The organism is Arthrobacter sp. B2a2-09 (genome assembly GCF_027587375.1).
GTDB lineage: Bacteria > Actinomycetota > Actinomycetes > Actinomycetales > Micrococcaceae > Arthrobacter.
This window is the reverse complement of the sequence record NZ_JAMXIC010000050.1, coordinates 1-10948: the sequence shown is the minus strand read 5'-3', so window position 1 is coordinate 10948 and position 10948 is coordinate 1. Positions and strand designations below refer to the sequence as shown.

General features: G+C 63.8%; 10 protein-coding genes. 6 read left to right on the top strand and 4 right to left on the bottom strand.

Annotation, left to right across the window (positions count from 1 at the left end):
• From NFJ07_RS25260 to fabF, 6 genes are all read left to right on the top strand, one after another.
• Positions 1-725 (top strand): transketolase-like TK C-terminal-containing protein (locus tag NFJ07_RS25260; protein WP_442865402.1); only part of this gene is annotated, 725 nt, incomplete at its 5' end.
• A 205-nt stretch (positions 726-930) separates the two neighbouring features.
• Positions 931-2175: a PucR family transcriptional regulator gene (locus NFJ07_RS25255; protein ID WP_269998826.1), complete on the top strand. Its 1245-nt coding sequence runs from the start codon at positions 931-933 to the stop codon at positions 2173-2175.
• 88 nt (positions 2176-2263) lie between these two features.
• A complete protein-coding gene (locus NFJ07_RS25250) occupies positions 2264-3193 on the top strand; it encodes an ACP S-malonyltransferase (RefSeq protein WP_269998824.1) in 930 nt (309 codons plus the stop codon).
• Positions 3190-4251 (top strand): beta-ketoacyl-ACP synthase III, encoded by a 1062-nt coding sequence (locus tag NFJ07_RS25245; protein WP_269998823.1) that lies wholly within the window; start codon positions 3190-3192, stop codon positions 4249-4251. Before NFJ07_RS25250 ends, NFJ07_RS25245 begins: the two co-directional genes overlap by 4 nt.
• Positions 4252-4361: 110 nt before the next feature.
• On the top strand, positions 4362-4607 hold the full coding sequence (locus NFJ07_RS25240) for an acyl carrier protein (protein ID WP_028267518.1): 246 nt from the start codon (positions 4362-4364) through the stop codon (positions 4605-4607).
• 140 nt (positions 4608-4747) lie between these two features.
• A complete protein-coding gene (gene fabF / locus NFJ07_RS25235) occupies positions 4748-5983 on the top strand; it encodes a beta-ketoacyl-ACP synthase II (protein WP_269998820.1) in 1236 nt (411 codons plus the stop codon).
• 123 nt (positions 5984-6106) lie between these two features.
• Here the strand turns inward: fabF and NFJ07_RS25230 are convergent, their stop codons facing one another.
• The 4 genes from NFJ07_RS25230 to NFJ07_RS25215 form a co-directional block, all read right to left on the bottom strand.
• Positions 6107-6610, bottom strand: a complete 504-nt coding sequence (locus NFJ07_RS25230) for a DUF3145 domain-containing protein (RefSeq protein ID WP_269998818.1) — start codon at positions 6608-6610, stop codon at positions 6107-6109.
• 253 nt (positions 6611-6863) lie between these two features.
• Positions 6864-7829: a tyrosine recombinase XerC gene (locus tag NFJ07_RS25225; RefSeq protein WP_442865403.1), complete on the bottom strand. Its 966-nt coding sequence runs from the start codon at positions 7827-7829 to the stop codon at positions 6864-6866.
• Positions 7830-8171: 342 nt separating this feature from the next.
• A complete protein-coding gene (dprA, locus tag NFJ07_RS25220) occupies positions 8172-9398 on the bottom strand; it encodes a DNA-processing protein DprA (protein ID WP_269998816.1) in 1227 nt (408 codons plus the stop codon).
• Between the two features lie 11 nt (positions 9399-9409).
• Positions 9410-10897, bottom strand: coding sequence for a YifB family Mg chelatase-like AAA ATPase (locus NFJ07_RS25215; protein ID WP_442865401.1), 1488 nt, complete (start codon positions 10895-10897; stop codon positions 9410-9412).
• Positions 10898-10948: the final 51 nt, after the last annotated feature.

Here is a 10948-nt window from a genome sequence, read left to right as displayed (position 1 = left end):
TGCTCACCTACGACCCCGCCTACGGCTACGAAATCGGACACATCATCCGCGACGGACTCGAACGCATGTACGGGGAGCACTCCGAGGACCGGAACCTCATGTACTACCTCACCGTGTACAACGAACCGATCAGCCAGCCCGCGGAACCGGAGAACCTCGATGTCAACGGTGTTTTGAAGGGCATCTACCTGCTCGCCCCGGCGAAAACCGACGGGCCCCGCGCGCAGCTCCTGGCCTCCGGTGTTTCGGTCCCCTGGGCACTGGAAGCACAGAAAGTCCTCGCCCAGGACTGGGGAGTCTCCGCAGACGTCTGGTCCGTGACCTCCTGGAACGAACTCCGACGCGACGGACTCGCCGCCGAAGAACACGCCTTCCTGAACCCGGGCGAAGAACCCCGCACCCCGTTCGTCGCGCAGCAACTCGCCGGCGCCACCGGACCGGTCATCGCCGTCACCGACTACATGAAGGCCGTCCCGGACCAGATCCGCCAATTCGTCCCCAACGAGTTCGCTTCCCTCGGCGCCGACGGCTTCGGGTTCTCCGACACCCGCCAGGCCGCACGCCGCTTCTTCAAAAACGACACCCACTCCATCGTCGTGAAAGCCCTTCAACTCCTCGCCCGCCGAGGCGAAGTTGACGCCCAAGCGGCGGCCCAGGCAATCGAGAAGTACAGTCTCCTCGATGTCAATGCCGGCACCACCGGAGGGGCGGGCGGCGAAAGCTAAGCCTCCAGCGAAGCAAAGCGAATCCAAGCAACATCTCGACGGCGGTCCGCACCGAAAGGTACGGGCCGCCGTCGGGCTTTAACATTCAGGCTTTAACAATCGCCCCACAGCACCAATCGGCACAGCGAGCGCGTGACGCGCACCAATCGCAGTTGTAGCCTTCGCACAAATGGAGCTTGTGGATAATGCGCCGTATGCTCAAGGCATGGCAGAGCCGATTCAAACCCCCGCAAAACGTAAAGCGGCTGCGCGCACGGTAACACCGGAAAAGGCGGAGACCCTCAAGCGGCTCCGCGCCAATGTGGGGCAACTGTCCACCACCACCATGCGCAAGCTTGAGAAATCGTTGCCGTGGTACAGCCGGCTGAGCTCCGACGAACGTTCAGCCTTGGGCCTGGTCGCCCAAAACGGAATTGCGGCTTTCGTGACCTGGTACGAAAGGCCGAGCTCGCCGTCGTGGATCCTGACGGACGTCTTCGGGAATGCTCCCACCGAGCTGACCCGCTCCATCAGCCTGCAAAAGGCTCTCCAGCTGATCCGGATCGTGGTCGAGGTGGTGGAGGACCAGGTCCCGGTGATCGCACCCGAAGCCGACCAGCCTTCTTTGCGCGAAGCGGTCCTGCGCTATTCGCGGGAAGTTGCATTCGCCGCCGCGGATGTCTATGCCCGCGCCGCAGAGTCCCGCGGTTCCTGGGACACCAGGCTCGAAGCCCTTATTGTGGACGCCATCCTCCGTGGCGAGAATACGGATGCCCTTCGTTCCCGGATCGCGGCCCTCGGCTGGAAGGCCCAGGAGCGCTTCACGGTGATGGTGGGAAACTCGCCGTCGGAACCAAGCGCAAGCTATGTGAGCGAGTTGCGCCGGACCGCCGGACGCTACGCGGAGGACGCGCTGGTTGGCATCCAGGGCGACCGCCTCATCCTGATTCTCGGTGGCGTGCAGGACCGCGACACCGCGTATCTGAAACTGAGCGAGCTGTTCGCCCCGGGCGCGGTGGTCTACGGACCCGAGGCCGGCTCCCTGTTGGAGGCAAGCAGCTCCGCCCAGGCAGCCTTTGCAGGGCTCACCGCCGCAAAGGCTTGGCCTGCGGCTCCGCGGCCGGTAGCCGCGGACGACCTCCTCCCGGAACGCGTGGTCTCAGGTGACGACGCCGCCCGACGTTCCCTCATCAAGAACATTTACCGGCCGCTGCTGGCCGCTTCCAACGGGCTGGTCGAGACGCTAAGCACGTACTTGGAGCTCGGCCATTCCCTCGAAGCAACTGCCCGCGAGCTATTCGTCCATGCGAACACGGTGCGGTACCGTCTCAAGCGCGTCTGCGACGTCACAGGGTGGGATCCACTCCTCCCCCGGGAGGCTTTTGTGCTCCAAACTGCGTTGGTTGTGGGCAGGCTTTCGGCCCAGCCAAAGGCGACGTCGGAGCGTCACGGTACCCGATCCGCGGGTTGAACCGTTGTAGACTTCCTACAAACTGACCCAGTGAGCTTGGTGTACGCAAACACCAGTAGTTCACGCGGCAATTTGGAAAGCTGGTTACGTGCTTGCAATCGTCTGCCCTGGACAGGGCTCCCAGACCCCTGGATTTTTGGCCCCTTGGCTGGAGCTCCCTTCCGTAGAAGGCCATTTGGCCTCCCTGAGCGAAATCGCAGGCATCGACCTCAAGGCCCACGGCACCACCTCCGACGAAGAAACCATCAAGGACACTGCGATCGCGCAGCCCTTGATCGTTGCCGCAGGGCTCGTGGCAGCGAAGTCGCTGTTCGACGTCGAACTCAGTACCCTTCCGATCGTCCTTGCCGGCCACTCGGTCGGGGAGATCACGGCCTCGGCGCTTGCGGGTGTCCTGAGCGAGGAAGAAGCCATGACGTTTGTCCGCGAGCGCGCCAACAACATGGCCGCTGCCGCCGCCGTCACCCCCACCGGGATGAGTGCCGTCGTCGGCGGCGATCCGGCAGAGGTGCTGTCCGCAATTGAGGCTGCCGGCGCAACTCCCGCGAACGTCAACGGCGCGGGCCAGACCGTTGCCGCAGGCACATTCGAACAGCTCCAAGCACTAGCTGATAACCCGCCGGCCAAGGCCAGGGTCATCCCGCTGAAGGTCGCCGGAGCATTCCATACCTCCCACATGGCTCCGGCCGTGAGCGCGCTTGAAGCACTGCGGCCTTCGCTCAAGCCGCAGGCTCCCACGGTTCCCTTGCTCTCGAACTTCGACGGCCAGGAGGTCACGGACGGCGGCGCCGCCGTCGAAAGCCTGATCGCCCAGGTCTCGCGCCCGGTGCGTTGGGACCTCTGCATGGAGAACCTGGTCCAGCGCGGAGTCACCGGACTCATCGAGCTGGCACCGGCCGGTACCCTGGCCGGCCTCGCCAAGCGCGGCATGCCAGGCGTGAAAACCGTTGCCGTCAAGACCCCGGATGATTTGTCCGCCGCACTTGCACTCTTCGCGGAATTGGAGGGAGACGCATGAGCGCCCCCGTACTCAAGCAGGCACCGACGAACGAATACTCACGCATCATTGGCATCGGGGCATACCGCCCGGACATCATCGTCACCAACGACGACGTCTGCCAGTGGATCGATTCGTCGGACGAATGGATCCGCCAACGCACGGGCATCGTGACCCGCCACCGCGCCGCAGCCAATGTCAGCGTCATCGACATGGCCGAGGGAGCTGCCCGCGAGGCACTCAAGCAGGCCGGCATTGAGGCTTCCCAGCTAGGTGCCGTCATCGTCTCCACCGTCACGCACCCGTACGCCACGCCGTCCGCGGCGGCCGCCCTCGCCGACCGTCTGGGCGCCACCCCTGCTCCGGCCTTCGACATTTCCGCGGCATGTGCAGGCTACTGCTATGGCATTGCCCAGGGCGATGCCTTGGTCCGATCGGGCGCGGCTGAATACGTCCTGGTGATTGGCGCTGAGAAACTCTCAGACGTCATCGACAACCATGAGCGAACCATTTCCTTCCTGCTCGGCGACGGTGCCGGCGCGGTGATCATCGGCCCGTCCGATACGCCTGGCATTGCCCCATCCGTCTGGGGATCCGATGGCAGCAAGTGGAACGCGATCGGCATGACGCATTCCCTCGACGAAGTCCGCAACCTTGGCGAGACTGCCCGCCATTCTGATGAATCCGACGATCAGGCCATTATTTCCGCAGCGCAGGATGTTTGGCCTACGCTCCGCCAGGACGGCCAGACGGTCTTCCGTTGGGCCGTCTGGGAAATGGCGAAGGTTGCCCAGCAAGCCCTCGACGCCGCCGGGATTGAAGCCTCGGACTTGGCGGCGTTCGTCCCCCACCAGGCGAACATGCGGATCATCGATGAGATGGTCAAGAAGCTCAAACTCCCCGAGACCGTGGTAGTTGCGCGGGACATCGCTGATGCCGGAAACACTTCCGCCGCCTCCATCCCGCTGGCCACGCACCGTCTCCTGAAAGAGAACCCCGCGCTCAGCGGTGGCCTTGCCTTGCAGATCGGCTTCGGTGCCGGTCTGGTGTTTGGTGCCCAGGTAATCGTTCTTCCGTAGTTTCGGACTGCGTGTACCTTCCAATTGAATAGCGCTTTGAAACCCAAGCCGTATCCGCGGTTTGTCCCCATTTCCGGCAATAGCCGGCACAACAAGAAAAGGAGCCAACAATGGCTAGCAACGAAGAAATCCTGGCCGGCCTGGCTGAAATCGTGAACGAAGAGACCGGCCTCGCCACCGAAGCCGTGGAGCTGGACAAGTCCTTCACCGAGGACCTGGATATCGATTCCATCTCCATGATGACCATCGTCGTCAACGCTGAAGAGAAGTTCGGCGTCCGCATCCCGGACGAAGAGGTCAAGAACCTGAAGACCGTCGGCGACGCCGTCAACTTCATCTCGAACGCACAGGCCTAGCCTGGCCTCAACTGTGCCGGACTTCGGGTGCGACCTGTTGCATCCGAAGCCCGGCACAGCTGCTTTATCTCCCAAAGTTTTTTCCTGCCTCCCCAGTGAGAACAGCACGTGGGTTGGCTGATCCGACAGAGAGTGATCGCATGGCACGCAAAGTAGTCATAACCGGTCTGGGCGCCACAACGCCCATCGGCGGCGACGTCCCCACGATGTGGAAGAACGCGCTCAAAGGGGTCTCCGGTGCCCACACGCTCGAGGACGAGTGGGTTGCCAAGTATGACCTTCCGGTCCACTTTGCCGCCCGGTGCTCGACGCCGGCCCTCGAGGTCCTGAGCCGCGTTGAAGCCAAGCGCATGGACCCGTCCACCCAGTTCGGCGTCATCGCCGCCCGCGAGGCCTGGGCAGATTCCAGTATCACCGAAATCGACCACGATCGCCTCGCCGTGGCATTCGCTACGGGCATCGGCGGCGTCTGGACGCTCCTGGACGCGTGGGACACGCTGAGGGAAAAGGGCCCCCGCCGGGTTCTGCCCATGACGGTCCCCATGCTCATGCCGAACGGCGTCGCCGCTGCCGTCAGCCTTGACCTTGGTGCCCGTGCCGGTGCGCACACTCCGGTTTCTGCTTGCGCTTCCGGCACCGAAGCCATGCACCTCGGCCTGGATCTCATCCGCTCGGGCAAGGCCGACGTCGTCGTGTGCGGTGGTGCCGAAGCCGCCATCCACCCGATGCCCCTCGCCGCGTTTTCCTCGATGCAGGCGCTCTCCCGCCGCAACGACGATCCCGAGCACGCTTCTCGGCCGTACGACCGCGACCGTGACGGCTTTGTCATGGGTGAAGGCGCCGGCGCCCTGGTCCTGGAAGCCGAAGAGCACGCGATCGCCCGCGGTGCGCGCATCTACGCTGAGCTCGCCGGTACTTCGGTCACGGCCGACGCTTACCACATCACGGCACCGGACCCGGAGGGCCTGGGCGCTACCCGCGCTTTGAAGGCCGCCATGTTCGATGGCCGCATCCAGGCCGAGGACGTCGTGCACGTCAACGCCCATGCCACGTCTACACCGGTCGGTGACAAGCCCGAGTACACGGCGCTCCGCGCCGCACTGGGCGCCCACGTCGACAATGTGGCGGTCTCTGCCACCAAGTCGCAGATGGGCCACCTGTTGGGCGCTTCAGGGGCCGTAGAAGCAGTGCTGACTGTCCTCGCCGTCTACGAACGCCAGGCTCCGTTGACCATCAACCTTGAGAACCAGGATCCAGAGATCCCGCTCGACGTCGTCACTTCGGCACGCACTTTGCCCGCCGGTGACATCGTCGCTTTGAGCAACTCCTTCGGTTTCGGCGGCCACAACGCAGTCATCGCTATCCGCAACGTCTGACAGTTACTGCCGGTTCGGCGCGCAAGCTAAGCACAAGAGGAGGGCCCCACCGTGGTGGGGCCCTCCTCTTTGCTATGGAAAAACTGTCTTCGGTACTTTGCTCCCTAACCGACCTGGTGTTCCCTAACCGACCTGGTGGAGCCAGCGGACAGGGGCGCCTTCAGCGGCATGCCGGAAGGGCTCGAGCTCTTCGTCCCAGGCCTCACCGAGCGCCAAGGAAAGCTCGTGGTAGACCGCGGCAGGATCTCCCGCGCCCGACTCGTAGGCGTAACGGATCCGGTCCTCAGTCACCATGATGTTGCCGTGGACATCGGTGACGGCATGGAAAATACCCAGCTCCGGTGTGTGCGACCAACGCGCGCCGTCCACGCCTTGGCTGGGCTCCTCGGTGACTTCGTAGCGAAGGTGTGCCCAGCCACGCAATGCCGAAGCCAATTGGGCACCCGTTCCGGGGACTCCTACCCAAGAAAGCTCGGCCCGGAACATTCCGGGCGCGGCAGGTTGAGGGGTCCACTCAAGATCGGTCCGCTTGTCAACGACCGATCCGATGGCCCACTCAACGTGAGGGCACAACGCGGTAGGGGCCGAATGCACAAACAAGACACCGCGGGTTGTTGCAACAGACATTCCATCCTCCATAGCTGTAGGTACGTCTTCCCCAACGACCTCTGCCTGGATGAAATTTTTGCTGCGCGGGTGACGCGCTGTTCCGGTTTCCCTACCTATCTATGATTTTTTCCGCAGCGGAAGAACATTCAAGTTTAGGTTGAAAGTTCCCCCACAGTGCTTTCATTTTGCCGTACGTACCGGAATTACGCCAGTGCGATTCACGGACGGGCAGATTTCCTACCCTGGGACTGTTCGAAATGCAGCACGTTCCCTAAGCACGTGGGTGGGCTTGTTGATAGCTCTTGCGAAGCCGGTCCACCGACACATGGGTGTAAATCTGGGTTGTTGCGAGGCTGCTGTGTCCCAAAATTTCCTGCACGGCACGCAGGTCCGCCCCGCCGTCGAGCAAATGGGTGGCAGCTGTGTGGCGCAGGGCGTGGGGTCCGGTTGCCGCGGTATCCCCCAAGGCTGCCAGGAGGTCGTTGACGACGCTGCGAGCCTGGCGCTGATCGATACGATTGCCCCTTGAACTGAGAAAGAGTGCCGGTCCACTACGCTCGGTTGCGAGCCGTGGACGGCCGCGGCGGAGCCAGTCGTCGACAGCGAGCGCGGCCGGAACTCCATAGGGCACTGTCCGTTCCTTGTTGCCCTTGCCGAGCACGCGAAGAGTTCTGCGATCCGGATCGAGATCATCGATGTCCAGGCCGGCGAGCTCGCCAACGCGGATTCCCGTGGCGTAGAGCAATTCGACGACGGCGCGGTTTCGCAACGGCATCGGAGAGCCGTCCGCGGCTGCCTCTGACAGGTTTTCGAAGATCCTGGAGACCTGCTGCTGGTGAAGGACTCCAGGGAGTGTGTGGTCCCGCTTGGGGGCTTGGAGGCGGATAGCCGGGTCCGACGCGATAAGTTCTTCCCGCAAGGCCCAGGAGGTGAATGCGCGGGCCGTCGCAGCATGCCGGGCGAGTGTTGCCCTGGACCGGCCGGATTCGCTTTGTGCCCCCAGCCAACGCCGGAGGGTACCTAGTTCCAAGGCTGCGAGCTCCCCCACGCCCTCCGCGGCAGCGAAGCGCAGCAGGTTCTCGACGTCTGCGATGTACGCCCTCACGGTGTGGGCGGACCTGGCCCGTTCGCTTTCGAGGTAACGCTGAAAGTCCCGGACGGACCCGGCGAGCGCATCGGGGAGCGGATTCTCTTGCACCCTTCCACTGTGCCAGCCGCGAGGCCCCGTGGCTGGCATCGCCACGTTCGGCCATCTTCACCTACGACCGATGGACCTGTAGATCCTGTAGTACTGCCACAGGAGCAACCCCTGCCAGACCGCGAAAAGAATCCAAAGCCATACGGGGCCAGGGCCGCCTTGGACGAACGAGACTGCTCCGACGATCAGAAAGAGACCGATTTGCTGTCCAATCACGAACCTCGCAGGCTGTGCGCTTGACTTCATCACGTCCACACCATTCCTTCTCAAGAGCAGCGATCCCCCATGTCGTCCCTACGACGCTACGCGAACCTCCGGTTAACTGAGTGTCGACTGTCAATTACGTTGCGAATTTGAAACCCGGATGTGATAGTCCCAAACTCAACCCTGCTTCCCCGACCTCTTCCAGGCACCGCTCACAGATGCTGCCAGTCCGAGCAATCCGAGCCGTCCAAGACCTGCCCGGACGGACTCGGGGCTGAGGCCCGCCACGACCGAGAGCTTCTCCACTGAGCTCGTCGAACGGACGGGCAGGGCGTCGAGCAGGATCAGGTCCTCGAGGGTGAGTCCGTCGTGGTCCGAGGCAGCCGCTTCCTTGTCGCCGACGAGCCCCTCGCCGCTCGATCCCGCCAGTTCAGCGATCTCACCGACGTCCGTGACACAGATAGCCCCGCCATCCCTGAGGAGCCGATGGCAGCCCGCGGAGTTTGCGCTGTGGATGGACCCCGGAACCGCGGCGACCGCCCTGCCAATGGATTCAGCATGATGGGCTGTATTCAGGGCACCCGAACGCCATCGCGCTTCCACCACCACGGTCACGGCTGCCAGGGCGGCGATAATTCTGTTCCGCTGAAGGAACCGGTAGCGTGTGGGCGCAGAGCCCGGAGGGACCTCCGCGATGACCGCCCCTTGGTTTGCCACGGCACGCAGCAGATCCTCATTTCCGGACGGATAGTATCGGTCCACGCCCCCGGCCATCACTGCGATGGTCGGCATGTCGTTTGTGCCTCCGGTCAAAGCCCCGCGATGCGCATGGGCGTCTATCCCGTATGCCCCTCCAGACACGACGGTGCAGCCGCGCTGACCCAACCCATAGGCAAAATCACCCGTTACGGAGGCCCCGTAGCTGGTGCTGTCCCGTGAGCCGACAAGGGCCACGATCCGCCGTACGGGTGGGAACTCCAATTCGTGTCCCCGCCACCACAAACACAACGGTTCATGAAGGCCCAGATCTGCCAACTGCGCGGGCCATAACGGGTCACCAGGGATGATCATGCGGCCACCAAGGCGTTGCATGGTGGCAAGATCCCGTTCCGGGGCGAGATCCGGGATCCGGGGCGCCCACCGTCGCAATGCAGCAGCCAATCCGGCCCCGGCAGAAGAAGCCCCGCTGTCAACCAACAAGGAAGCCACTTCCTGCTCAAGCTCAGGCCCGGGAGCGAGCTCGCCGATCGCTATTTTGAGACCGTCAACGGCCCCGGCGGCCTGCACCAGGGCGAGCCCGGCCGCATCCTGCGGTTCCATCAGCCGTGATAGCGCCGCCCGGGCAAGCCGCTCCCCCCTCCGGTCCGGGGCGTCCGAGGTGAACTGCTGGCCGTGTTCAGTCATGGCGTGTCCTTTCATGCGGCCGCAACCGCCTGCCGCAAGCCAAGGGCCTGCCCGATGTCATCGCTGTGGGGTTGGTCCCTGTGGCCCAGATCCGCGAGGGTCCACGCGAGACGCAGGACGCGGTCATAGCCCCTCGCCGTGAGGATTCCACGTTCCAGGGAAGTATCCAGAATCTTCGTGGTCGCGGAAGGGAGGCGCAGTTCGCCGCGCAGTACACGCCCGGGGACTTGCGAATTGGTTTCCATCCCGAAACTCCCCAGGCGTTCGCGTTGCCGTGACCGCGCGGCATGGACCCTCCCGGCGACAGTAGCCGTGTCCTCCTCCGTGCCGGATTGCCCAAAATCCGCGAGGGATACACGTTCCACTTGGAGCTGGATGTCCACTCTGTCCAGCAACGGCCCGGACATGCGCCCGAAGTAGCGGCGCCGCATCACCGGAGTGCAGGTGCAATCGACTCCCTTGCCAGTGGCCTTCCCACAAGGGCAAGGATTCGCCGCGAGGACCAACTGGAAGCGGGCCGGATATGCAGCCGTGCCGGCGGAGCGATGGATGACCAGTTCACCGCTCTCGAGGGGTTGCCGCAGCGCGTCGAGGACCCTGCGTTCGTACTCGGGCGCCTCGTCCAGGAACAGGACGCCACGATGCGCCCGTGATGCCGCCCCGGGCCGCGGCAGGCCGGAACCACCGCCGATGATCGCGGCCGCGGTCGCGCTGTGATGCGGGTTCTCAAAGGGCGGGCGACGCAAGAGCCGTACCGAGTCAACATGGACAGCCGAAAGCGAATGGATCGCCGTGACCTCCATGGCTTCCCGGTCCCCCAAATCCGGCAGGAGCCCCGGGAGCCGCTCGGCAAGCATCGTCTTGCCCGCACCGGGCGGACCACAAAGCAGCACATGATGTGCCCCCGCCGCCGCAACCTCCAAGGCACGGCGGGCATCGCCCTGCCCCGAGACATCACAAAGATCCGGAACGACCGCGGCACCGACGTCTTGATCTCCCGTAACTTCACCGTCGGCCGGGTCATAATCCAGGGCCAGGTCCTGCGGATCGGCCCCGAAATCAAACGCAAGACGAGCCAAGGTCTTGTAGCCGCGAACAACCGCCCCGGGAACCAACTCTGCCTCGGCGACGTTTGACTGGGCCACCACAATCTCGTGATGGCCTGCCTGAACCGCCGCCATGACCGCCGGCAAGATGCCGCGAACCGGCCTCAACCTGCCATCCAGCCCCAACTCGGAGATGAAGACCGTACCTTCGGTCGAACGGATATCACCAGCAGCGCGCAATACTGCCATGGTGATCGCGAGGTCGAACCCCGAGCCGCGCTTCGGCAGTGAGGCCGGAATCAGGTTTGCAGTGATCTTTCGACGACTCAGCGGGATGCCGGAATTCTGCGCCGCGGAACGAATGCGCTCCTTGGCTTCGTTCAGGGAAGCATCCGGCAGACCCAGGATCACGAAATTGGGGAGAGTTTGGCCGATACCGCATAATTGACACATGACCGACTCACGTAAGCCGCTTCGCGCGGTTCTTTACCTACGTCTCTCCGT

Coding starts and splice junctions, on each gene's coding strand:
- NFJ07_RS25255 (WP_269998826.1), top strand. CDS start 931: ATGGCAGAGCCGATTCAAACCCCCGCAAAACGTAAAGCGGCTGCGCGC.
- NFJ07_RS25245 (WP_269998823.1), top strand. CDS start 3,190: ATGAGCGCCCCCGTACTCAAGCAGGCACCGACGAACGAATACTCACGC.
- NFJ07_RS25240 (WP_028267518.1), top strand. CDS start 4,362: ATGGCTAGCAACGAAGAAATCCTGGCCGGCCTGGCTGAAATCGTGAAC.
- fabF (WP_269998820.1), top strand. CDS start 4,748: ATGGCACGCAAAGTAGTCATAACCGGTCTGGGCGCCACAACGCCCATC.
- NFJ07_RS25230 (WP_269998818.1), bottom strand. CDS start 6,610: ATGTCTGTTGCAACAACCCGCGGTGTCTTGTTTGTGCATTCGGCCCCT.
- NFJ07_RS25225 (WP_442865403.1), bottom strand. CDS start 7,829: ATGCCAGCCACGGGGCCTCGCGGCTGGCACAGTGGAAGGGTGCAAGAG.
- dprA (WP_269998816.1), bottom strand. CDS start 9,398: ATGACTGAACACGGCCAGCAGTTCACCTCGGACGCCCCGGACCGGAGG.
- NFJ07_RS25215 (WP_442865401.1), bottom strand. CDS start 10,897: ATGTGTCAATTATGCGGTATCGGCCAAACTCTCCCCAATTTCGTGATC.